Genomic DNA, 23,048 nt, shown 5'->3' on the forward strand with positions numbered 1-23,048 from the left:
GCCGGCCAAAGGATGAACGTGAACGATTCCCTGCAACGTCTCAGCGATGCGCTGGCCGGCGAACGGCAGGCATTGATCGAGCACGACATCGAAAGCTTGATGCGGCACACCCAGGACAAGCTGGCGGCACTGCGCGCGCTCGAAGTGCAGATGCCCGAAGGCCAGGAAGAGCGTCTGCGCGAACTGGCCGAAGCCAACCGCGCCAATGGCGCGCTGCTGGCACGCCGTCGCCGTGAGGTGAACTGGGCACTGCGGCATCTGGGGCGGACCGAAAGCGCGCCGTCCTACGACGCCAATGGCCAGTCCAGCGTATTGCGCGCCGGGCGCTCGCTCGCGGTGGCCTGAGCGCCACGCCGCATTCGGCAACACGGCCGGTCACGGGTTCGGCGTATATTGGGGCGTCCTCTACGCTGCCTCGTCCCGTGACTGCCAAGTTCTTTCTCAATCAGACGTTGTTGCCTTCCTCGGCCATGCTGCGCGCCTTCGGCGATCAGATGCTTGAGGGTGTGTTGCTGTTCCGCGCCGATGGCCAATTGATCATGGCCAACGCCATCGCGCGGCAGAGCCTGTGCAAGGAAGATCCCACCGACGACCGCAATCTCGGTGAGCGGATCTCGCAGGTCTTGCCCGCCGATGCGCTCAACCAGGCGCGTAGCAAGGGCACCTGGACCGGCAGCCTGCCGGTGAGCGACCGGGTGGTGATTGCGCATCTGTATTACAACGAGGAGCAGGGCGTCGGGCATTTTTTGGCGCTGTTCCACAATATCGAAGGCCAGCAGGACTACGAGCGCGAGCTGCAACAGCGGCATGCCGAGTTGCGCCAGGCCTATCTGCGCTTGAACGGCGCCCAGGACAAACTGCTGCAGTCCGAGAAAATGGCCTCCATCGGCCAGCTCGCTGCCGGCGTCGCGCATGAGATCAATAACCCGATCGGCTATGTGCACTCGAACCTGGGCAGCCTGCAGGAATATCTGCGCAGCCTGTTCACCCTGATCGAAGCCTACGAACGCGCCTTGCAGGCGCCGGATCCGAAAGCACTGATCCCCGAAATCGACGAGATCCGCAACCGCGCCGATATCGACTTCATCAGCCGCGATCTGCCGCAGCTGATGGCCGAATCACGCGAGGGTATCGAGCGCGTGACCCGCATCGTGCGCGACCTCAAGGACTTCTCGTACTCGGACCGTTCCGAGTCCTGGAAGATGGTGGACCTGCATGCCGGTCTCGAATCCACGATCAACATCATCTGGAACGAACTCAAGTACAAGGTCACCCTGGAGCGCAATTACGCCGAGCTGCCGTTGGTGGAATGCCTGCCATCCGAGCTCAACCAGGTCTACATGAACCTGCTGCTCAATGCCGGGCAGGCCATTGTCGAGCGCGGCACGATCACCGTGACCACCGGCCGCGACGAGGCGGAAAACGTCTGGATCCAATTCCAGGACAGCGGCGCCGGCATTGCCCCGGACCTGCTGCAGCGCATCTTCGACCCGTTCTTCACCACCAAACCGGTCGGCAGCGGCACCGGCCTGGGCCTGTCGATTTCCTACGGCATCATCAACAAGCACCACGGCCGCATCGACGTCGAAAGCGTCCCGGGGCAGGGCGCAAGCTTCCGGATCGTGTTGCCGGTGCGGCAGCCGCGGTAGCGCTTCGCGCTGGGAATGGGGAATCGGGAATCGGGAATGGGGAATCGGTAGAGCGGCGTCGCTGATGCTTCGTTGCCCGGAGGTGCTCATTCCACACGGAGACAAACGGAGCACGCGCACCGCTTGTACCGATTCCCCACTCCCGATTCCCTATTCCCGGCCGTTCCGCAACTCATCATGCGTGCGGAATGCCTGGCGAATGTGCTCGCGCAACTCGTCGTCGTTCCAGGGTTTGGTGAGGAAGCGGTAGATCGCCCCGCGGTTGATCGCTTCGGTCACCGTGGCCAGGTCGGTGTAGCCGGAGAGCACCAGGCGCACGGTGTCGGGGTAGAGCATCTTGACCCGGCCCAGGAACTCGGTGCCGCTCATGTCGCTCATGCGCTGATCGGAGAGGATCACCTGCACATCGTTGGTGGCCAGCAGGTCGAAGGCGTCGCGCACGTTGCCTGCCGCCAGAATCCGGTAGCCGTCGCGGCGGAATAGCCGCACCAATGAGCGCAGCACGTTCTCTTCGTCGTCCAGCAACAGCAAGGTACGGTCGGGGCGGCTTTCGGCGAACGATTCCGGGCGCAGATAGCGGCGGCGGAGCGCCATGCCGGCGGACTCGGCCGACATCGGCTCACCGAACAGATAGCCCTGGAAGATGTCGCAGTCATTGCGCCGCAAAAACCCCAGTTGCGCCTGCGATTCCACGCCGTTGGCGATCACCGTCATGCCCAGCTGATGGCCCATCGCAATGATGGCGCGCGCGATCGCGGCCTCACGGCTGCCGGCCGGTGCGCTCTTGATGAAGCTGCGGTCGATCTTCAGCCGGTCTACCGGGTAGCGCACCAACGCGCTGAGGCTGGAGTCGCCGGTGCCGAAGTTGTCCAGGCTGAGACTGATGCCTTCGTTGCGCAGGTTGGCCATCGTCTCGTGGACGAAGTTGACGTTGTTGGTCAACGCGCTTTCGTTGATCTCCAGCGTCACGAACTGCGCCGGCACGCCGGCGGTCTGCAGCATGGCCATGACTTCGTTGAAGAAGCCCGGGCGCAGCAGCTGCAACGTGGAGACGTTCACCGCAATGCTGAAATCGTCAAAGCCCTGGTCGCGCCACAGCCGTGCCTGGCGTACCGCGTTCTGCAGTACCCATTCGCCGATCTGCACGATCACGCCCAGCCGCTCGGCGGTGCGCATGAAGCGCTCCGGCACCAGCATGCCCAGCGTGGGCGATTGCCAGCGCAGCAACGCCTCCATGCCGACGATGCGGCCATCGCGCGCGCTCACCAGTGGTTGGTAACGCAGCCGCAGTTCGCCATGCGGGATCGCATCGACGATCTGCCGCGCAATGATGCTTTCGCTATGCGCATTGGTGGCCGAATTGCGGGTGTACAGGCGCACCGTATTGCCGCCTTCGCGCGCGGCCTGGTAGCTGGCTTCTTCGGCGTAGTCGAGCAGGGTGGAGAGCGAGGTGGAATGTTCCGGACACAGGCTGATGCCGACCTTGCCGGTCATGAATAACGTGTACGGCAACACCGACAGCGGCAATTCCAGCTGCTGGCGGATCTCTTCGGCAAAGTCTTCCGGCAGTGGCGTGTCTTCGCGCCGCACCGCCACCACGATCATTTCGTCGCTACCGTGCCGCCACAGCTTGCCGCGCGTGCCCAGGAATTCCTGCAGCCTGCGTGCGGTCAGGGTCAACGCCTGGTCGCCGACCTCGCCACTCATGTTCTCGTTGATCGAGGCGAAGTGGTCGATGTCGATATGGAAGATCATCAGCGGCGGGCCGCCGGAGGCGGCGGCATCCACCAGATGCAGTAATTCAGGGTTTCCCGCGCCCAGACGGGTCGGCTTGACTATTTCCAGTCCGGGCGGGATCACAGGGCTCCACATGAATCAACGTCCACCATCTTCAGGGACGGACTCGCCGACCGGGTGATAGGGCAGGCGCAACGTCACGCGCGTGCCTGCTCCGGGAGCCGATTCTATCGCGAGCGCACCGCCGACGGTTTGCGCACGCTCACGCATCACGATCAGCCCCAAACCACGCGGACCTTCCGGTTCGAACCCGTCGCCATCGTCGCTGACTTCCAGGCGAAAGCCGTTGCCGTCGATCGACTGCAGGCTCATCCGCACTTCGCCCGCACACGCGTGCCGCAACGCATTGGTCAGGCTTTCCTGCGCAATACGGAAGCAGGCCTGTTCGATCTCGTTGCCCGGCCGCTCGTCCAGGGCCTGGATATCCAGCTCCAGCCGCACCTGCGAGGCGCGGAACAGCATTGATGCCTGCCAACGCAATGCCGCTTCCAGCCCCAATGCATCGAGCTGCGGCGGCCGCAGCAGCATCGAGAGATTGCGTAGCTTGGTGACGGTGCTGTCTGCCAACGAGACGATCTCCTGCAGGTCCTCGCGGCGCGCCACCGGGTCGGCTTCATCGAGTGCTGCGTGCGCGGATAACTTCATCGCGGTGATCGCCTGGCCGATGTCGTCGTGCAGGTCGCGCGAGATGGCGCGGCGTTCGTCTTCCTGCAACGAGAACAGCCGCTTGGCCATTGCTTGCAGTTCGGCATTGCTTTCGGCCAATGCATCGCGCATGCGCTCGGGCTCGCTCAGGTCGCGCACCACCAGCAACTTGCAGTCACGCCCGCCATAACGGATGTCACCGGCCGACAGCCCCGCGTAAAAGGTGCTGCCGTCGCGCCGGCGCATCGCCCGTGCGCTGGACACCGGCTCATTGCGATCGCTGCCGGCACGCAGGTACTCGCGCACCACCGGCAGATCGGCATCGCCAACCAGGGTCTGCAGCGGTTCGCCCAGGATGGTTTCGCCCTGGAAGCCAAACTGCGCCGAACCGGCGGCGTTGGCGTACATCACGTGTTCGTCGGCCAGGATCAGCACGCCATCCGGCAACACCCGCACCAGCTCGCGGAACTGCTCCTCGCGCTCGCGCAGCAGGCGGCGTGACTGCTCACGTTCGGTCACGTCCTGCAGCGTGCCGTGGATGTGCCGTGCGCCGGTCGGGGTGGTCACGCTCTCCGCACGCAGGTGCACGGTGCGCGGTTGCGAGTCGCCGCCGACCAGCGGCAGCAGGACGTCGATCTGCACCTCACCGCCGGTGCACATGTCTTCGATCATGCGCACGATGCGTGCCTGGGTCGCGGTGTCGGAGGCGGTGAGCAGCTCTTCGAGCCGATGGTCGCGCCGATGCATCGGCACGCTGCGCCCCAGCAGGCGGTACACCGCGGGCGAATAACGGCCCACGCCGGTGGCGCGGTCCAGTTCCCACGAGCCCACCCGGGCGATGGCCTGGGCTTCTTCCAGACGGTTGAGCGCCTCGTCGCGCAGCTGTTGCGCCTGACGCTCCTCGCTGCGGTCCACGGTGACCACCAGCCGCGCCGGGCCGCTGGCCAGGTGCAGCTGGTTGCTGCGGATCTCCACATGGCGCAGGCCGCTGCGGGTCAGCAGGTCTTCGGTGAGCGCACAGGTGTCATCGCCCTTGGTGCGGATCTGCGCAACGATCTCTTCCAGCCGGCCGGCATCGGCATCCGGCCAGATCGCGTGGATGGTCTGCTCCAGCAGGGCGTCGCGCTCCCAGCCGAAGAATTCCAGCGCGGCCGGATTGGCATCGAGAATGCGTAAGGTGGCCAGGTCATAGATCCAGGCCGGGCTGGGCAGGGCGTGGAACTTGGCTTGTAAAAGTGCTAGGGATTGCGCCAGCTCGCCGTGTTCTTCCACGATCTGCTGGGCAAAGCGGCGCAGCACCAGATGAATCACCACGCTTGAGATCAGCAGGAAGCCGGCATCGGACCAGCGCTCGGGCTGGGGCGCGCCGGCCAGGTCGAGCATGCGGTTGCCCAGCAGCAGCCAGACCACGCCCGCCAGCAGATACAGGCCGGTGAGCGTCCACAGGCCGCGCTGCAGGCGCTCGGCGAGGCGAAGTCGGGACACGGGAGCAGAAGAAAACACCGGCGCGGCAACGTGTTGGTGCATGGTCCGCGGACGACCTCATGGAGCGGGCAATGCGGCCATCTTAGCCGTAACTCGGCCCGGCACGGCCGGCCAGCGAAAGGCTGCCTCAACTAATCCGCCAGACGGCCGCTATCCATTGCGACTCCGAGGCAGGGGTCGACCTTCGGAGTGCTCCAGAGTGGACTCAGGCGTCATCGCAAGCATGCTTCAGCACCCGCTGACCTCAGCGGTGGTGTTGTTGGATGCGCATGGCCAGCCCCTGGCGGCCAACCGCGTCGCGCAATCCCTCGGATTGCCGGCAACCCTTGGCGCATACGCCGAAGTGCTGGAAAGCAGCCGTGCCCAGATCGCCGAAAGCGGCGGCATGGCGGCGTGCGTGCTGCCGGGCAGCGGTGGTGGGCGCCTGGAAGGGTGGCTGCGCGCGGTCTGCGACGAGCAGGGCCAGGTCATGGCCTTCACCCTGAGTATTCCCGAGCCGCTGGGCGCCGATGGCACCAGCCGCTGGGAAATCGGCCTGGACAGCGCCGACCACGGGCTCTGGGACTGGGACATCGCCGCCGACGTGGTGTACCGCTCCGAACGCTGGACCCGCATGCTGGGTTACTCCGAACAGCCGCTGCCGAACAATCTCACCGCCCTGTCCGGGCTGATCCATCCTGACGACCATGCGCAGGTCAGCGCGGCCGTGCAGGCGCATCTGGACGGGCGCACCGATACCTATGTAGCCGAGTTCCGGCTGCGTCAGCACGATGGCCAGTGGCGCTGGATCCTGGACCGCGGCCGCGTGGTATCGCGCACCTCCGACGGTCGCCCGTTGCGCATGGTCGGCACGCATACCGACGTGCATCATCATAAATTGCTCGAGCAGCAGCTGCGCGAGCAGCAGGCCCAGCTCGAAGAAGCCCAGCGTATTGCCAGCATGGGCAGCTGGGGCTGGGACACCTTGAAGGACCAATTGTGGGTGTCGCAGGATTTCCTGCAGCAGCTTGGCCTGGCGGACCTGCGCCTGCACAGCGTGCGCGACATCCTGCGTCTGCTGGCCGGCCCGTCCGTGGCACACCTGCGCAGCGCCTGGCGCAAGATCAAGCACGAAGGGATGCCGGTGCATTTCGAGCTGGAGATCAACGGCCGGCTCGGGGTCAATCCACATCATCTACGCGTCTGGGCACAGCCGGTGTTCGACGGCGACGGCGCACTGGTGCGCGTGCTCGGCCAGCTGCAAAACGTAACCGAGCAGCGGCAGACCGATGCCCTGATCCGTTGGCGTACCGAGTTGCTCAACCGCGTGTCTGCGCTGGGCAAGATTGGCGGCTGCGAGATCGAGGTGGATACCCGGCGCATGCAGTGGACCGAGGAGTGCTACCGCATCCATGGCTTGCGCAAGGAAAACATCACTCTGGAGCAGGCGCTGTCGCTGTACACCCAGGATTCGCGCGACGCCTTCGAAGCGGCTTTGCTGCGCATCGTCGATGGTGGGCTGCCGGAACAGCTGGAGCTGTGCTTCTACCGCAACTCCGGGCAACGAGTGTGGGTGCAGGTGCTGATCGAGCTGGACCGTCGCGAAGGCCTGCCGCCGCGGTATGTGGCGCTGTTCCGCGATGTCAGCCGCGAACGCGAAGCCAATGAGCGGATCGAATTGCTTGCGCATTACGACCGCCTGACCGGCTTGCCGAACCGCTTCCTGCTGCGCGAACAGGCCGAGAACGCCATCCGCGAAGCACACGAGCGTGGCCAGGTGATGGCCATGCTGCTGATCGACCTGGATGGCTTCAAGAGCATCAACGATTCGTTCGGCCATGCCACCGGCGACAATCTGCTCAAGCTCGCGTCCTCGCGCCTGCATCAGCACCTGCGCAACAGCGATCTGTTTGGCCGCTTCAGCGACGACGAGTTCATCGTGCTGCTGCGCGATCTTTCCGAGCCAGAAGACGCCGGCCATGTGGCACGTAAGCTGATCAGCGCGCTGGGCGAGCCGCTGCGCAAGGACCACGTCACCCTAAAGCTCGGTGCCAGCATCGGCATCGCGTTGCAGGGTGAAGGCCTGTCGGATTTCGACAGCCTGCTGCGCGCCGCCGATGCGGCGATGTATGCGGCCAAGGATTCCGGGCGCAACACCTTCCATTACTACAGCCAGGATGTGCTGCTGCGCGCGCAGCGCCGCCTGGAGCTCGAGCACGCGCTGCATGGTGCGCTGGAGCGCGAAGAATTCACCTTGGTCTACCAGCCGCTGGTCAACACGGTGGGCGATACCTCGCCTGCGATCGAAGCGCTGATGCGCTGGAATCGCCCCGGCCATGGCCCCTGCAGCCCGGCAGAATTCATCCCGATTGCCGAAGAGTGCGGCGAGATCGTGCGCCTGGGCGAGTGGGTGATTGGCGAAGCCTGCCGCCAGGCCGTGGTGTGGGACCGCGCCGGCCTCCATTTCAGCCGCATCGCGGTGAATGTGTCTGCCGTGCAACTGCGCGAGCGCGGTTTTGCCGAGCGCGTGCTGGAGATCTGCCGCGACAACGGCTGGTCGCCGGCACGGCTGGAGCTGGAATTGACCGAATCAGCCTTGATCCGCGATTCGGACTCATTGCGCCGTTGCTTCGAGTTGTTCGAACAGAACGGCGTGTTGCTCGCCGTTGACGACTTCGGTACCGGCTTCTCCAACCTGCATTACCTCAACCGCTTCCCCGTGCAGCGGCTGAAGATCGACCGCAGCTTCGTGCAGGGCATGCTCGACGATGCCAACACGGCCGAAGTCACCCAGGCGATCGTGCATCTGGGCCATGCGCTCGGCATGCAGGTGGTCGCCGAGGGCGTGGAAACCGTGCAGGAAGATGCCTTGCTGCGTCAGCAGGGGTGCGACGAAATCCAGGGTTACTTCTATTCGCGCCCGCTCTCGCCGCGCGACATGGCGCAGTGGCTGCGCGAAGCCGAAGCCGGCATGCGCCTGGGCGCACGCCTGGTCATCGCCAGCTGAACGCACTCTGCGGCATGGCCTGGTCTAGGCGTCGTGTGTCATTCAATGCCCAGATCAAAAGCTCATTGCGTTGAATACACGTGCCTTTACGACTCCCGGCGGTTCCCGCAGTATGCGGTCGCTTGCCCTGCAGCCAGGCTGCGGATCAAACGCTGTAACTGAGCTATCTGCTCGCCGCACTCACCAAATGCACACGCCGCCAGTTGAGCAGTAGCGCTCTTTAGGTGCAGTGGTGCCCACGTCAAAAGCTCAGTGAGTGGAGCGCGCGGTGCCCTCACCACTTGCGGGACACGCCGTGAATCCGTCCATGGAGGCTCAGTGGCGGCATCCATGCCGCCACATGGCCCCGCAAGCGGCGAGGACACCGCACCAGAAAGTTGGTTGGTGGCCCTTGAAAAAGCTGTTTGTTCTTCGAGATAACGTCGGACCTTGAGCTAGCGCCTAAGAGCAGCTATCAAAACTACTGCGCTGCCGCCAGGCGGGCGCGGCCGGTGCTCGGAATCGGCATGTACCCACGTACACTCCGGTTCCTCCGCGCCGCCCGCACCCACCTGACGGCTGCTCGCTACGTTTTGTTAGCCGCTCTAAGTACCGGAATAGCGCGTCACGCAGTGCTCTTGACCTTGCAAACCGACAATCTTGAATGGTCCTTGCCGGCCGCACTGTTGCGGGACCTTATGCAGCATGGATGCCGCATAAGAGCCTCCATGGATGGATTCACGGCGTGTCCCGCAATGGTGGGCCGGCAAGGGCCCCGCAGCAAACTCGATCGTTCCCTGCTCGCTAGCAGTCGCGCGATCTGAAGGCGCGCGATCGCTGCAGAGCAACCCAGCAGCACGAAGAACAATGCCGCATTGATCCTCCATCCGAGGATTCACGGCATACCTAGCGATGCTGGGCGAGCAACCATTTAGCAGCCAAGCCGCAGATCAGCTGATCGGAGCATTAGTCGAAGCTGTAGACGTCATAAGAAGACATCGTGCAGACGGGCAGGGGAGAACTCACCCTGATGCTGCATGAAATGGCGCTGCTTGCTCACACCAAAGCCATTAGCACGGTCTGATGCAGAAGCACTCAATGTCGGGCATTGAAAACAACCGGCGGGGCGCCTGCCGAGGAACCACGCCGTCGTGTAACCGTCAGCGTGCAGAAACGCCGACAGCGGCGCCATCCAGCCCCATATCCCAAGCCACGGTCGCCAACAGCAGTTCTTCTTCGCTGCAGCTGCGGCGTGGGTGCTGCATTGCCCGTACTTCCGCACGGGCAGCACGTTCCAACTGTTCCAGCGCGGCCGGCAGGCGCACGCTACGCAGCGCGGGGCGGGCAGCTTCGCTGTGGGCGATGCGCTCGGCCTGCGCCGCTGCGGTGGCAGCGGCCGCCGCAAGAGCGACATCGGTGCGCGGTTCTGGGAGCGAGACGGAAAGGGTCATGGTCGTGGCGTATCGAAGGGTCGTGCGGAACGACAAATCCCCGGGAAGACCGGGGAATGTCGGGATCAGGCAGTACGTGGCATCGGTCTCAGAACAACTCGACCGTGCCAGCGCCCATGCCCTGCTGTGCGACCGGCTTGTGCGGCGGGCGTTCCCACTCCACACGCATGTCGCGCAGACGGCTGGACACCTTGGCCAGCGACGCAACCAGGTCGCTGTCGTACACGCCGCCATTGCGATGCAGCAGTTCCTGCAGCGCCGTGGCTTCGCGGTTGATCGCGGTGAGGCGATCCAGGTGGGTGTGGATACCGCTCAGCGTCTGCGTGGCGATGTCCTCGAACTGCAGGGCACGCACCGCTTCGGCCACGCTGCCATCGATGGAGCGTGCGCACTCGGAGATCTCGCGCATGCCATCGCCCAACGAGGCGTTGATCTGCGCAACGTTCTCCAGCATCGCGGCCGATTCATGGCGCGCCTCGCGGGAGCGGTCCATGTGACGAGAGGCCAGCTGCGAGACCGTTTCACGTACCTTGGCGATCGATTCCTTGGAGCTGTGTGCCAGCTTGCGGATCTGTTCGTTGAAGGTAGTGGAGCGCTCGGACAGGTTGCGCACCTCGTCGGCGACCACCGCGAAGCCACGACCGGCTTCACCGGCACGCGCTGCTTCGATGGCGGCGTTCAAGGCCAGCAGGTTGGTCTGGTCGGCGATCGACTTGACGTCTTCCAGCAGCGCAAAGATGCCATCCAGGTGCTGGGCCATCTCGTCGATGTGGTGCACCGTGTTGGTGCTCTGGCCGCTGACCTGTTCCAGCGCTTCCACCAACTGCTCCATGCGGGAGCTGGCGTGCTGGGCGAAGCGGGCCACGTCGACGCCGGCACTGCCGTCGTCACCGGCACGGTCGACGATGCGGGCCAATGCCTGGCTCTGCTGGCGCGACTTGCGGTTCATCGATTCGAAGCTGCCACCCAGACCGGACACGGCCTGGCGGATCAGTTCACGGGCGCGTTCCACTTCGGAGCGCGAACCGTCGACTTCGTTGCTGACGAACGTACGCAGTTCGTTGAGCAACTGGTCCTGCTCGCGCAGGATGCGGATCTGGTCCGGATTACGCCGGAACTGGGAATACGTCACCCAGGCAGCGAAACCCAACCAACTGAGGGTCATGGTCACCAGGATCGCCCAGCGCACCGAAGCGGGCCAGTCGAATCCAACGGCGAAGGGAAACAGCAAGGTCAGGGCCAAAGGGGCGGCCAGACGGATAAGTGGACGTGAATACATGGGCGTTCTCGGCAGAGTCACGGTTGCTGTATCGGCCGTACCCCCTTTGTCTTTAGCGACGATCACCACGTCGCTGCACGCCATTCAACTGCATCACACCTGTGTGCCCACTGCCTGCGCGTGTCTCACGCCACGCAGGCGACCTGCGCAATCAACGCAGCGCGCGCGCCACCGCCTCGATCATGGCACGCTTGGCGAACAGGAAATCCCACAGGCTGCCGCCCATCTGCCGCCACAGCACCGCCGAGCGCACCGCGGCCAGCAGCAGCGCGCGGATCTCGGCGACCACGCCGGCCTGGCCCAGGTAGTGCGGGTTGCCCTGCACCATGACCTTGGGGCGCAAGTGGCTGATGGTCTGCGCATACAGGGCGCCAAGCGCGCTCAGCACATCCGGGTGCGCGCTGTCGCCCAAGGTCTGGGCCTGGCGGGCGGCCGCCTCGATGCCCTTGGAGACGGTCTCGACCGTGGAATGGTCGCGCACGAAGCGCCGCTCCAGTTGCAGCACCGCCAGGGCCAGCCGCGGCAGCATGTCGTCCTTGCCCTGGTTGGTGAAATAGTTGTGCAGCAGGCGCAGGCCTGGCGCCACATCGGCCGAGGAGCCATACACGCCCTCGGGCGTTGCGGCGTCCACCCGGAATACGCTGTCCACGGCAGTGCGAACCGTTGCCGCTTCCGAATGCCCGGTCTCGGCGATCCGCCGCACCTGCTGCAAGGCCTGAGCGACGCCGGCCAGCGCCAGCACACGGTGATCCATGGAAGAACTCATCAAGCCACTACCTCGGAAGAAAAAGAAGATCCCGCCAGCTGGCGTTCCAGCGGCGCATCGGTGGCGGCAATGACCGCACCGCCCAGGCATTCCTCGCCGTCGTACAGCACCAGCGACTGCCCCGGCGTCACTGCGCGTTGCGGCCGCTCAAAGTTCACCTGCAGCGTGCCGTCGTCCTGGACGGTGACGGTGCAGGGCTCATCCGGCTGCCGGTAGCGGGTTTGCGCGGTGCAGCTGAAACTGCGCGCCGGCGGCGCGCCGGTGACCCAGTGCGCCTGCTCGGACTGCAGCCAACGGGACTGCAGTAGCGGGCTGTCGCGGTCCTGGTCCACATACAGCACGTTGCTGCCCACATCCTTGCCCACCACATACCAGGGCGCTGCGGCACGCCCACGCACGCCGCCGATATTCAGGCCTTCGCGCTGGCCCAGGGTGAAATAGAACACCCCCGGATGCTCGGCAATTCGCTGCCCCTGCGGGTCACGGATCTCGCCGGTGCGGGCGGGCAGATAACGGCCCAGGAATTCGCGGAAGTCGCGTTCGCCAATGAAACAAATGCCGGTCGAATCCTTCTTGGCATGCGTCGGCAGGCCGGCGTCCTGGGCGATGCGGCGCAGCGCGCTCTTTTCCAGCTCGCCGATCGGGAACAGCGTGGCCGCCAGCTGGCTCTGGCCCAACTGGTGCAAAAAGTAGCTCTGATCCTTGTTGCGGTCGGCGCCGCGCAGCAGCCGCCAGCGCCCGCCCAGATGCGCCACGCGCGCGTAGTGGCCGGTGGCGATCCGCTCGGCGCCCAGCGCCTGGGCAGCCTCCAGGAAGTGCTTGAACTTGACCTCGCGGTTGCACAGCACGTCCGGGTTCGGCGTGCGTCCGGCTGCGTATTCGGCCAGAAAATGCTCGAACACGCCGCTCCAGTACTCGCCGGAGAAATCCCGGAAATGGAAGGGAATACCCAGCACGCCGCAGACAGCCACCGCATCGCGCCGGTCGTCCTCGGCACGGCAGTCGCCGCTGCCATCGTCGGCCCAGTTCTGCATGAACAGGCCGGCGATCGGCTCGCCGTCCTGGGCCAGCTTCCATGCCGCCACCGACGAATCCACGCCGCCCGACACCCCTACGATGGTCCGCGGCGTGCTCATGCGACGTGCCGTACCAGCGCAAGCGGATGGCGTTGCCCGGCCAGGTAGTCGGCCACCACCTCCCACACCAGCGGGCTGCGCAGCCGATCGCTGGCAGCGCGCAGTTCCTCGGGCGTCATCCACAGCGCGCGCACCACACCCGTGTCCAGGCTGCGTTCGGGATGATGGGCGAGGGCATCGGCGACGAAGGCAAAGCGCAGGAAGCACTGCCCGGTGGGCGCCACCCATTGATAGGTTCCGATGAACTGGGTCAGGCGCACGTCCCAGCCGGTTTCCTCCAGGGTCTCGCGCACGGCCGCCTGCAGCAGGCTTTCGTCCGGCTCCAGATGCCCGGCGGGCTGGTTCAACAGCAGGCGCCCCCCGATGGATTCTTCCACCTGCAAAAAGCGGCCGTCACGGACCACCACGGTGGCCACGGTGACATCGGGGTGCCAGCGGGTTTCTTGAAGCGTCATCAGTCACTGGGTCCAGGAAGTGGCAGGCTGGAGATTGATCCGCGCCGCACAGGAAACAAGCGCCGTCCACCGATCGCAGCGGGCGCTAGGTGGGGCATCCGCAGTGCGGCGCAGTGCAACACTGCATGCCGCCAATGCGGATGCCGGCAGTAGCGCAGTGCGCCACGGAGCGTGCCATTGCAACGCAGTGGTGGAAGACGTCATCAGTGGCCGGCCGGAGAACAGGCGTAAATTGTGCGGGCGCGGGGCCAAATCGTCCAATGCGGAGGGCGCGGGACCGTATAATGGCCGGATGCCTCGTAAGACCTCCCACGAACACGACCACGGCCTAGTGGTTGAGACCAGCAAGCCCGAGGTGGCGCCACCGCCGCGCTACCAGGTGCTCCTGCTGAATGATGACTACACCCCGATGGACTTCGTGGTGACCGTGCTGCAGCAGTTCTTCAACCTGGAGCTGGAGCGTGCCACCCAGGTGATGCTGCATGTCCATACGCGGGGGCGCGGCGTCTGCGGCGTCTACAGCCGCGAGGTTGCCGAATCCAAAGTGGCCCAGGTCAACGAATTCTCGCGCATGAACCAGCACCCGCTGCTGTGCACGATGGAGCAGGCCTGAGCGGTCTGGCTGGATCATTCCAGCAGTGCAACGGTGTTGCTGCAATGGCGTGCTAACGCCGTCTGAACATGCCTATCCGATAGGGTTGTGGAAAATCCCAACAAAAGCCGCATATTGTTGGCAACAGCCGTTCGGAGTTACCAATGTTCAGCAAAGACCTAGAGCAAACCATCGGCCAGTGCTACAAGCGAGCCCGTGAGGCGCGGCATGAATTCATGACCGTCGAACACCTGCTGCTCTCGCTGCTGGACAATCCCTCCGCGCAAGCCGTCTTGAAGGCCTGCGGTGCGGACCAGGTGCGTCTGCACACTGACCTGGAACAGGCGATCGAGGCCTCGGTCTCGCGCCTGGCCGAGGACGATGGCCGCGACACGCAGCCCACCCTGGGCTTCCAGCGCGTGCTGCAACGCGCCGTCTACCACGTGCAGTCTTCCGGCAAGAAGGAGGTCACCGGTGCCAATGTGTTGGTGGCGATCTTCGGCGAAAAAGACTCACATGCGGTGTACTTCCTGAATCAGCAGGACATCACCCGCCTGGATATCGTCAATTACCTCTCGCACGGCATCGCCAAGCTGGGTGAAGACGGCGAGCAGCCGTCCGCCTCCGATGGTGAGCCCAAGAGCGATGCGGGCGAGGGCGAAGGCAAGGGCGACGCCCTGGCCGAGTACGCCACCAACCTGAACGATCATGCCCGTAACGGCAAGATCGACCCGCTCGTCGGGCGTGCGGACGAGATCGAACGCACCATCCAGGTCCTGTGCCGCCGCCGCAAGAACAATCCGCTGTACGTGGGCGAGGCCGGCGTGGGCAAGACCGCGATCGCCGAAGGCCTGGCCAAGCGCATCGTCGATGCCGACGTGCCGGAAGTGCTGGCCGACGCGGTGATCTTCTCGCTCGACCTTGGCGCACTGGTCGCAGGCACCAAGTACCGCGGCGACTTCGAAAAGCGCCTCAAGGGCGTGTTGACGGCGCTGAAAAAGGTGCCGAACGCGGTGCTGTTCATCGACGAGATCCACACCATTATTGGTGCGGGCTCGGCGTCGGGCGGCACCATGGACGCCTCCAACCTGATCAAGCCGGCACTGGCGTCGGGCGAGCTGCGCTGCATCGGCTCGACCACGTTCCAGGAATACCGCGGCATCTTCGAGAAGGACCGTGCCCTGGCACGCCGCTTCCAGAAGATCGACATCGTCGAGCCGACCGTCGGTGAAACCTTCGAAATCCTGCAGGGCCTCAAGCCCAAGTACGAAGCGCACCACGGCGTGACCTATGCCGATGATGCGTTGCAGGCGGCGGTGGATCTCTCAGTCAAGCACATTGGCGACCGTCTGCTGCCGGACAAGGCCATCGACGTGATCGACGAAGCCGGTGCGCGCCAGCGTCTGTTGCCCGAAGGGCAGCGCAAGGAGCTCATCGACATCCAAGAGATCGAGACCATCGTGGCCAAGATGGCGCGTATTCCAGCCAAGCAGGTCAGCGCGACCGACAAGGACGTGCTGCAGCATCTGGAACGCAATCTCAAGATGGTGATCTTCGGGCAGAACCCGGCGATCGAAACGCTGGCTGGCTCGATCAAGCTGGCGCGCTCGGGCCTGGCCAATCCGGAGAAGCCGATCGGCAACTTCCTGTTCGCCGGCCCGACCGGTGTGGGCAAGACCGAGGTCACCAAGCAGCTCGCGCTGCAATTGGGTATTGAGCTGGTGCGGTTCGACATGTCCGAGTACATGGAAGCGCATTCGATCAGTCGTCTCATCGGTGCGCCTCCGGGCTATGTCGGCTTCGATCAGGGCGGTCTGCTGACCGAGAAGATCGTCAAGACGCCGCACTGCGTGCTGCTGTTGGACGAGGTGGAGAAGGCGCACCCGGACATCTTCAACATCCTGTTGCAGGTCATGGACCGCGGCATCCTCACCGATACCAACGGGCGCGAAGCGAACTTCAAGAACGTGATCCTGGTGATGACGACCAACGCCGGTGCCACGCAGGCCTCGCGTCGTTCGATCGGCTTTACCAAGCAGGATCATTCCACCGATGCGATGGAATCGATTCGCCGCGGTTTTACGCCAGAGTTCCGCAACCGTCTGGATGCGATCGTGCAGTTCCAGCCGCTGGGCTTTGACCACATCCTGCGGGTGGTGGACAAGTTCATCATCGAGCTGGAAATGCTGTTGCAGGAAAAGCACGTGTCGCTGTCGGCCACGCCGACCGCGCGCGACTGGCTGGCCCAGCATGGCTTCGATCCGCTGATGGGTGCGCGCCCGATGTCGCGCGTGATCCAGGAGAAGATCAAGCGCCCGCTGGCCGACGAGTTGCTGTTCGGCAAGCTGGTGGAAGGTGGCCGCGTCAATATCGACGTCAAGGATGGCGAGTTGGTGGTCGAAGCGCATCCGGAACCGGAGCGCCTGTTGCCGGCTACGGTTGATTGATCGTTGCGATTGGTCGCTGCTAGAGAAAAGCCGCTCGAAAGAGCGGCTTTTTTGTGTTGAAGGCGCTGGAGCTGGAGCTGGAGCGGCACTGTTCTGGCGTACTGCTGGAGCAGACCATGTGACTGTTCGACCGCTGCAGCGCGGCTCAGGGTTGTACGCAGCGCATGGCGCCTAGGTGGTTTACGGCGATCTTCCCGCACTTGGACGCCATGATGCGCCGACGCCGGCGCCCGCTCCTCTGCGGCTGCGTCACGCAGCTGCGCTATCGGCCGCCGAAAACGTCAACGCACAGATCAGCGCGCAGGCGAAAGCCTGCCCATGTAACGCGACCGCACGGGCAGAAAATAAAACTCCAGGCACGACAAAAAGCGGCACTTGGCCGCTTCGCGTCTTGATACCAGAACCGCTTACTTCATGCGGTAGGTAATACGGCCCTTGGTGAGGTCGTACGGCGTCATCTCAACTTTGACACGGTCGCCGGTGAGGATGCGGATGTAGTTCTTGCGCATACGGCCGGAGATGTGGGCGATGATTTCATACCCGTTTTCCAGCTTGACCCGGAACGTGGTGTTGGGGAGCGTCTCGCTGACGCTGCCTTCGAATTCAATGGAGTCGTCTTTCGACATGTAATCCTGTGCAATCACGGTTGGCCCGGCAGGGCCGTAAGGGACAGCATTTTACGCTCCATCTCGCCGAGGCGCAAATTTTATGTTAAGCGGACTCCTGCAAGCGCGCTTGCGTGCCGTTCGCCATAGCGTTGCGTCCAGCTGCCAGGTGGCTCGGGCAATGCGACCTGGGTGGCTACGTGCTGCAGGAACTGCTCGCGTTGCAGGCGTTGTGCGCCCAGGCGCATCAGGTGCGGGTTTTCCACCTGTGCATCGATCAGTGGCCAGCCGAGGCCATGCAGTTCGGCGGCGAGCGCTGCCAGTGCAATCTTGGAGCCGCCACTGGCGCCGCTGAACATGCTTTCGCCGAAGAACATCTGGCCGATCGCAACCCCATAGATGCCGCCCACCAGACGCGCGCCGTCAAACACTTCCACTGAATGCGCGTATCCGCGTCTGTGCAGGTCCAGGTAGGCCTCCTGCATCTGGTCGGTAATCCAGGTGCCGTCCTGGCCAGGGCGCGGACTCAACGCGCAGGCGGCGATGACCTGCGCAAATGCGGTGTCGGCGCGCAGGGTCCAGGTGCACGTGCGCAGCTGCCGCCTGAAGCGGGACGACAAGTGGATGGCGTCGGTGCGAAACACGGTGCGCGGGTTCGGGCTCCACCACAGCAGCGGTTGGCCGTCGGAGAACCAGGGAAAGATTCCGTGCGCGTAGGCGTTGAGTAGCCGCTGCGGGTGCAGGTCGCCGCCGATGGCGAGCAGCCCATCGGGCTCGCGCAAGGCGTGCTCGGCGGGTGGGAACGGGCTTGCAGGATCCGATGACAACAGATGGGGCAGGGTGCGCGACATGCGCAGAGTCTAGCGGCGCGGTCTGCGCTGCGGCGACGTCGTCAGTCGCGGAACGGGCTGTGGTCGGCCAGCTCGACGGCATGCTGGGCCACGGCGGCGCGCTCATCGGCGCACCACTGCGCCAGCGGCTCACGGAAGCCGGGGTCGGCAATCCAGTGGCGGCTGCGCACCAGGGTGGGCAGGAAGCCGCGCGCAATCTTGTGTTGCCCCTGGGCGCCGGGTTCGAAGCGGGTCAGGCCTTCGCGCAGGCAATACTCGATGCCCTGGTAGTAGCAGGTTTCAAAATGCAGGCCAGGCAGTGCTTCGCCGCCCCAGTAGCGGCCGTACAGGGTGTCGCCGCCGCGTAGGCATAGCGCCCCGGCGATGGGTTGCCCGTCCAGCTCGGCCAGGAACATCACCAGCTGCCGCGGCAGGTGCTGCGCCAGGTGCTGCAGGAATTCGGGCGTTAGCGCGGGGGAGTTGCCGTATTCCTCGAAGGTCTTGAGGTAGAAGCCGTACATGGCCTGCAGCTCGTCCGCACTAGCCTCGTCACCATGCAGCACACGAAAACGCACCCCGGCGCGCTGCACCTTGGCGCGCTCCTGGCGGATGTTCTTGCGGTGCTTGTGGTTCATCGCGCCCAAGTAGGCCTCGAAGTCGGCCCAGCCGGTCGCGTTGTGCCAGTGGTATTGCAGGTCGTTGCGCTCCAGCCACTCTGCGGTGAATGCCGCGTCCTCGTTGGCGGGATAGAAATTGACGTGCGCAGACGACAGGCTGGCGCTTTCCACCAGCGTGCGCATGCCGTCGAGCAGGTGCGTATGCCAGCGCGGGTCGCCCAGCAGGCGGGGGCCGGTCACCGGCGAGTACGGCACCCCGCACAGCCACTTGGGGAAGTAGTTTTGGCCGTAGCGGGCATAGGCATGTGCCCAGGCGTGGTCGAACACGAACTCGCCATGGGAGTTGTTCTTGAGGTAGCCCGGGGCAGCGGCGACCAGGGCGTCGCCGTCCCATAACGTCAGGTGCAGTGCCTGCCAGCCCCAGTCCGGGCGAAGGCAGCCTTCGCGCTCCATGCCTTCGAGGAAGGCGTAGGAAACGAAGGGGTGCGCGCCGTCATGCAGGCTGTCCCAGGCGCCGGCAGGTATCTCCGCAAGCTGGCGGCACCAGCGCGCAGTCACGCTCACGCCGCTGCCCCTCTAGCGCAAGGGGCCTGCGGGTGGGGCCGTCGCCCAGCCATCACCTCAGGCGCTCTTGTCCAGATACCGTTCGGCATCCAGCGCGGCCATGCAGCCGAAACCAGCCGACGTGATGGCCTGGCGATAATGCTGGTCGGCGACGTCGCCGGCTGCGAACACGCCGGCCACCGAGGTCTCGGTCGCCGCGCCGTTCAGGCCGGAGCGGATCTCCAGGTAGCCGTTGTTCATGGCCAGCTGGCCGTCGAATAGCTGCGTGTTGGGGTGGTGACCGATGGCGACAAAGAAGCCGTGCGCGTCGATGTCGCGGGTGCTGCCGTCGAGGGTGGACTTGACCCGCACGCCGGTCACGCCGGCATCGTTGCCCAGCACTTCTTCGATGGCGTGGTGCCAGACGGTTTCGATCTTGCCGGCCGCCACCTTGGCGAACAGCTTGTCCTGCATGATCTTTTCGGCGCGCAGCGTGTCGCGGCGGTGCACCAGGTAGACCTTGCGGGCAATGTTGGACAGGTACAGCGCTTCTTCGACCGCGGTGTTGCCGCCGCCGACCACGACCACGTCCTGGTCCTTGTAGAAGAAGCCGTCGCAGGTGGCGCAGGCGGACACTCCGCGGCCCTTGAACGCTTCTTCGGTGGGGATGCCCAGGTACTTGGCGGTCGCGCCGGTGGCGATGATCAATGCGTCGCAGGTGTACTCGGCACTGTCGCCGATCAGCCGGAACGGGCGCTGCGACAGGTCGGCGGTATGGATGTGGTCGAAGATGACCTCAGTATCGAAACGCTCGGCATGCGCCTGCATGCGGCTCATCAGGTCCGGGCCCATCAAGCCGTGGGGGTCGCCCGGCCAGTTGTCCACCTCGGTGGTGGTCATCAGCTGGCCGCCTTGCTGCAGCCCGGTGATCACTACCGGCTTGAGGTTGGCGCGGGCGGCGTAGACCGCGGCGGTCCAGCCGGCCGGGCCGGAGCCGAGGATCAGCAGGCGGGAATGCTTGGCGGGACTGGCAGAGGAGGCGCTCATGTATACTCGCGATCTAGGAAAAGGCAGGGTTGGCGCGGTGCAATCAGCGCCCCTGTGGCGGCATAGAGTGGCGGTCCCCACCCGGTGAATCAAGGCGGCGCGATGGAACTGCTTGGACCGCCGATGGCATGGTCATCCCCATTCGCGCTTTCGACGCCGCCCTGTGCGGCGTTTTTCGTTGGCTGCGGCGTAGGTTGCTGGCGATCCGATGCGTGGCTGCTGAAACTGTGCACTCAGTCGTTTATTATCAACCACTAACAGCATTTTTCTAAGGTCTGGCTACAGGTGGCAAAGCAGGTTCCCGAACGCAGCAAGCCCGCAGAGGGCAAGTCGTCGTCGCGCAAGCCGGCGGCCGCGGACACTCCCCGTCGGCAGAAGCTCTGGCGCGATCTGGCGCTGATCGCGGTTGCGCCGCTGTTGCTGTACCTGTTGGCGAGCCTGTTCACCTATTCGGCGGCGGACCCGGGCTGGTCGCAGACCGGCAGCGTGGTCGCACCGGTGCACAACATGGGCGGCCGGGTAGGCGCCTGGATTGCCGATGTGCTGCTGCAGCTGTTTGGCTACGTGGCCTTCCTATTGCCGGTGGTGCTGGGCGCAGTGGCCTGGATCGCCTTGTTCGGCATGGACAAGGAAGGGCAGGCCGAGGCCGACCTGGGCCCGGCCTTGCGCCTGGTCGGCATGGTCGGCTTCCTGATTGCCTCGACCGGCTTCCTGCACCTGCGCCTGTTCAATGGCGACGTGGCTGGCGCGGGCGGCATCCTGGGCCGGCTGGTGAGCAATTCGCTCAGCGCCGGGTTCGGTGCGCTGGGGGCGAACCTGTTCGTGGTGGTGCTGCTGCTGGTGTCGATCACGCTGGCGACCGGGTTGTCGTGGTTCGTGGTGATGGAGCGCATCGGCAAGTGGGTGCTGGCGCTGGGACCGTTGCTGCAGCGCAAGTCGCATCAGGCGACCGAGTGGCAGCAGACCCGCGTGATGCGCGAAGAACGCGAAGAAGTGCGCAAGGTCGATGCGGTCAAGCAGGCCAAGCGCGAGCCGGTCAAGATCGAGCCGCCGCCGGCACCGGTGGTGGAAAAGAGCGAGCGCGCCAAGCGCGATACCCAGATCCCGATGTTCCAGGGCGTCAGCACTGACGGCTCGGATCTGCCGCCGCTCGCGCTGCTGGACGACCCCAAGCCGCAGGCCAAGGGGTATTCGGAAGAGACGCTGGAAACGCTGTCGCGGCAGATCGAATTCAAGCTCAAGGATTTCCGCATCGAGGCGCAGGTGGTCGGTGCGTATCCGGGCCCGGTGATTACCCGGTTCGAGATCGAGCCCGCGCCCGGCGTAAAGGTCAGCCAGATCAGTTCGCTGGACAAGGACATCGCACGCGGGTTGTCGGTGAAGTCGGTGCGCGTGGTGGACGTGATTCCGGGCAAGTCGGTGGTGGGGTTGGAGATCCCCAACGTCACTCGCGAAATGATCTTCCTGTCCGAGTTGCTGCGCTCCAAGGAATACGACAAGTCGGCCAGCCCGCTGACGCTGGCCCTGGGCAAGGACATCGCCGGCCGCCCGACGGTCGCCGATCTGGCGCGCATGCCGCACTTGCTGGTGGCCGGTACCACTGGTTCGGGCAAGTCGGTGGCGGTCAACGCGATGGTGCTGAGCCTGCTGTTCAAGGCCTCGCACAAGGAACTGCGGATGCTGATGATCGACCCGAAGATGCTCGAACTGAGCGTCTATCAGGGCATCCCGCATCTGCTGGCGCCGGTGGTCACAGACATGAAGGAGGCCGCCAACGGCCTGCGCTGGTGCGTGGCCGAGATGGAGCGCCGCTACAAACTGATGAGCGCGGTGGGCGTGCGCAACCTGGCCGGCTTCAACAAGAAGGTCAAGGATGCCGAGGACGCCGGCCAGCCGATGATGGACCCGCTGTTCAAGCCGAACCCGGAACTGGGTGAAGCGCCGCGGCCGCTGGAAACGCTGCCGTTCATTGTCATCTTCATCGACGAATTCGCCGACATGATGATGATCGTCGGCAAGAAGGTCGAAGAGCTCATTGCGCGCCTGGCACAGAAGGCACGTGCGGCCGGCATCCACCTCATTCTGGCCACCCAACGCCCGTCCGTGGATGTGATCACCGGCCTGATCAAGGCCAATATCCCGACCCGCGTGGCGTTCCAGGTCAGCTCCAAGATCGACTCGCGCACCATCCTGGATCAGTCCGGTGCAGAAGCGCTGCTGGGCAACGGCGACATGCTGTACCTGCCGCCGGGCACAGCGTTGCCGGACCGCGTGCATGGCGCCTTCGTCAGCGACGAAGAAGTGCATCGGGTGGTCGAGCATCTCAAGGCCAGCGGGCCAGTGGCGTATGTGGACGGCGTGCTGGACGAAGTGCAGACCATGGGCGATGGCACCGTGGTTGGCGCGACCGGGTTGCCGGAAAGCAGTGGCGGCGGTGGCGACGAATCCGACCCGCTGTACGACGAGGCACTGCGCATCGTTACCGAGACCCGGCGCGCGTCCATTTCGGGCGTGCAACGTCGCTTGAAGATCGGCTACAACCGCGCTGCGCGGTTGATCGAGGCGATGGAGGCGGCGGGCGTGGTCAGCCCGCCCGAACACAACGGCGACCGCACCGTGCTGGCGCCGCCACCGCCCAAGTGAGTGCCTGCGGTATCGGTGCACGCTGCCACTGGTGCGTTTTCGATTCAGGAACCTCGCCGCGTGCAGCAATGCGGCATTGTTGGAAGTCCGTGCCTG

Annotated in this window: 17 protein-coding genes and 1 other RNA gene; 7 read left to right on the forward strand and 11 right to left on the reverse strand. The window is 64.7% G+C overall.

Annotated features, from left to right (window positions below; all coding sequences use genetic code 11):
- Positions 1 to 12: 12 nt before the first annotated feature.
- Positions 13 to 345, forward strand: coding sequence for a hypothetical protein (locus XCC_RS10160; RefSeq protein WP_011037120.1), 333 nt, complete (start codon positions 13 to 15; stop codon positions 343 to 345).
- A gap of 77 nt (positions 346 to 422) precedes the next feature.
- Positions 423 to 1,649 (forward strand): ATP-binding protein, encoded by a 1,227-nt coding sequence (locus tag XCC_RS10165; protein WP_011037121.1) that lies wholly within the window; start codon positions 423 to 425, stop codon positions 1,647 to 1,649.
- 150 nt (positions 1,650 to 1,799) lie between these two features.
- On the opposite strand, the gene XCC_RS10170 is transcribed toward XCC_RS10165, so the two are convergent.
- Complete coding sequence (locus XCC_RS10170) at positions 1,800 to 3,521, reverse strand: EAL domain-containing protein (protein WP_011037122.1); 1,722 nt, start codon at positions 3,519 to 3,521, stop codon at positions 1,800 to 1,802.
- Positions 3,522 to 3,524: 3 nt separating this feature from the next.
- Positions 3,525 to 5,618 carry a PAS domain-containing sensor histidine kinase gene (locus XCC_RS10175; protein ID WP_011037123.1) on the reverse strand — a complete coding sequence of 698 codons (2,094 nt, stop codon included), beginning with the start codon at positions 5,616 to 5,618 and terminating at the stop codon, positions 3,525 to 3,527.
- Between the two features lie 157 nt (positions 5,619 to 5,775).
- Between XCC_RS10175 and XCC_RS10180 the strand changes: the two genes are divergently transcribed.
- Together XCC_RS10180 and XCC_RS10185 are read left to right on the forward strand one after the other, a co-directional pair.
- Complete coding sequence (locus XCC_RS10180) at positions 5,776 to 8,562, forward strand: bifunctional diguanylate cyclase/phosphodiesterase (RefSeq protein WP_016945287.1); 2,787 nt, start codon at positions 5,776 to 5,778, stop codon at positions 8,560 to 8,562.
- A 506-nt stretch (positions 8,563 to 9,068) separates the two neighbouring features.
- A non-coding RNA gene (locus XCC_RS10185) (sX9 sRNA) lies at positions 9,069 to 9,143 on the forward strand.
- 558 nt (positions 9,144 to 9,701) lie between these two features.
- Here XCC_RS10185 and XCC_RS10190 read toward each other — a convergent pair.
- The 5 genes from XCC_RS10190 to XCC_RS10210 form a co-directional block, all read right to left on the reverse strand.
- Entirely contained in the window at positions 9,702 to 9,992 is a 291-nt protein-coding gene (locus XCC_RS10190) for a hypothetical protein (protein WP_012438360.1), read from the reverse strand.
- Between the two features lie 88 nt (positions 9,993 to 10,080).
- The gene (locus XCC_RS10195; protein WP_011037126.1) at positions 10,081 to 11,271 is read right to left on the reverse strand and encodes a methyl-accepting chemotaxis protein; all 1,191 of its coding nucleotides are present in this window, start codon (positions 11,269 to 11,271) and stop codon (positions 10,081 to 10,083) included.
- Between the two features lie 151 nt (positions 11,272 to 11,422).
- The gene (gene hflD, locus XCC_RS10200) at positions 11,423 to 12,037 is read right to left on the reverse strand and encodes a high frequency lysogenization protein HflD (RefSeq protein WP_029217215.1); all 615 of its coding nucleotides are present in this window, start codon (positions 12,035 to 12,037) and stop codon (positions 11,423 to 11,425) included.
- Positions 12,037 to 13,173 (reverse strand): tRNA 2-thiouridine(34) synthase MnmA, encoded by a 1,137-nt coding sequence (mnmA, locus tag XCC_RS10205; protein ID WP_011037128.1) that lies wholly within the window; start codon positions 13,171 to 13,173, stop codon positions 12,037 to 12,039. The genes hflD and mnmA overlap by 1 nt, the downstream gene beginning before the upstream one ends.
- Positions 13,170 to 13,628 (reverse strand): NUDIX hydrolase, encoded by a 459-nt coding sequence (locus XCC_RS10210; protein WP_011037129.1) that lies wholly within the window; start codon positions 13,626 to 13,628, stop codon positions 13,170 to 13,172. The genes mnmA and XCC_RS10210 overlap by 4 nt, the downstream gene beginning before the upstream one ends.
- A 292-nt stretch (positions 13,629 to 13,920) precedes the next feature.
- Between XCC_RS10210 and clpS the strand changes: the two genes are divergently transcribed.
- Positions 13,921 to 14,241, forward strand: coding sequence for an ATP-dependent Clp protease adapter ClpS (clpS, locus tag XCC_RS10215; protein WP_011037130.1), 321 nt, complete (start codon positions 13,921 to 13,923; stop codon positions 14,239 to 14,241).
- A gap of 143 nt (positions 14,242 to 14,384) precedes the next feature.
- A complete protein-coding gene (gene clpA, locus XCC_RS10220) occupies positions 14,385 to 16,667 on the forward strand; it encodes an ATP-dependent Clp protease ATP-binding subunit ClpA (protein WP_011037131.1) in 2,283 nt (760 codons plus the stop codon).
- Positions 16,668 to 17,074: 407 nt separating this feature from the next.
- Here the strand turns inward: clpA and infA are convergent, their stop codons facing one another.
- The 4 genes from infA to trxB form a co-directional block, all read right to left on the reverse strand.
- Complete coding sequence (gene infA, locus XCC_RS10225) at positions 17,075 to 17,293, reverse strand: translation initiation factor IF-1 (protein ID WP_011037132.1); 219 nt, start codon at positions 17,291 to 17,293, stop codon at positions 17,075 to 17,077.
- A gap of 80 nt (positions 17,294 to 17,373) precedes the next feature.
- Entirely contained in the window at positions 17,374 to 18,123 is a 750-nt protein-coding gene (gene aat, locus XCC_RS10230; protein WP_011037133.1) for a leucyl/phenylalanyl-tRNA--protein transferase, read from the reverse strand.
- A 41-nt stretch (positions 18,124 to 18,164) separates the two neighbouring features.
- Positions 18,165 to 19,283, reverse strand: coding sequence for a GNAT family N-acetyltransferase (locus XCC_RS10235; protein WP_011037134.1), 1,119 nt, complete (start codon positions 19,281 to 19,283; stop codon positions 18,165 to 18,167).
- Positions 19,284 to 19,340: 57 nt separating this feature from the next.
- The gene (gene trxB / locus XCC_RS10240; RefSeq protein WP_011037135.1) at positions 19,341 to 20,309 is read right to left on the reverse strand and encodes a thioredoxin-disulfide reductase; all 969 of its coding nucleotides are present in this window, start codon (positions 20,307 to 20,309) and stop codon (positions 19,341 to 19,343) included.
- 285 nt (positions 20,310 to 20,594) lie between these two features.
- Here trxB and XCC_RS10245 point away from each other — a divergent pair, with 285 nt between their 5' ends.
- On the forward strand, positions 20,595 to 22,952 hold the full coding sequence (locus tag XCC_RS10245) for a DNA translocase FtsK (protein ID WP_011037136.1): 2,358 nt from the start codon (positions 20,595 to 20,597) through the stop codon (positions 22,950 to 22,952).
- The last annotated feature ends 96 nt before the right edge of the window (positions 22,953 to 23,048 follow it).

It is taken from the genome of Xanthomonas campestris pv. campestris str. ATCC 33913, assembly GCF_000007145.1.
Classification (GTDB): Bacteria; Pseudomonadota; Gammaproteobacteria; order Xanthomonadales; family Xanthomonadaceae; genus Xanthomonas; species Xanthomonas campestris.

Bases quoted from the DNA above. Each gene is read 5' to 3' on its own strand.
- trxB (WP_011037135.1), bottom strand. From the start codon at position 20,309: ATGAGCGCCTCCTCTGCCAGTCCCGCCAAGCATTCCCGCCTGCTGATC.
- XCC_RS10210 (WP_011037129.1), bottom strand. From the start codon at position 13,628: ATGACGCTTCAAGAAACCCGCTGGCACCCCGATGTCACCGTGGCCACC.
- XCC_RS10195 (WP_011037126.1), bottom strand. From the start codon at position 11,271: ATGTATTCACGTCCACTTATCCGTCTGGCCGCCCCTTTGGCCCTGACC.
- mnmA (WP_011037128.1), bottom strand. From the start codon at position 13,173: ATGAGCACGCCGCGGACCATCGTAGGGGTGTCGGGCGGCGTGGATTCG.
- clpA (WP_011037131.1), top strand. From the start codon at position 14,385: ATGTTCAGCAAAGACCTAGAGCAAACCATCGGCCAGTGCTACAAGCGA.
- XCC_RS10170 (WP_011037122.1), bottom strand. From the start codon at position 3,521: ATGTGGAGCCCTGTGATCCCGCCCGGACTGGAAATAGTCAAGCCGACC.
- XCC_RS10175 (WP_011037123.1), bottom strand. From the start codon at position 5,618: ATGCACCAACACGTTGCCGCGCCGGTGTTTTCTTCTGCTCCCGTGTCC.
- aat (WP_011037133.1), bottom strand. From the start codon at position 18,123: ATGTCGCGCACCCTGCCCCATCTGTTGTCATCGGATCCTGCAAGCCCG.
- XCC_RS10190 (WP_012438360.1), bottom strand. From the start codon at position 9,992: ATGACCCTTTCCGTCTCGCTCCCAGAACCGCGCACCGATGTCGCTCTT.
- hflD (WP_029217215.1), bottom strand. From the start codon at position 12,037: ATGAGTTCTTCCATGGATCACCGTGTGCTGGCGCTGGCCGGCGTCGCT.
- XCC_RS10160 (WP_011037120.1), top strand. From the start codon at position 13: ATGAACGTGAACGATTCCCTGCAACGTCTCAGCGATGCGCTGGCCGGC.
- infA (WP_011037132.1), bottom strand. From the start codon at position 17,293: ATGTCGAAAGACGACTCCATTGAATTCGAAGGCAGCGTCAGCGAGACG.
- clpS (WP_011037130.1), top strand. From the start codon at position 13,921: ATGCCTCGTAAGACCTCCCACGAACACGACCACGGCCTAGTGGTTGAG.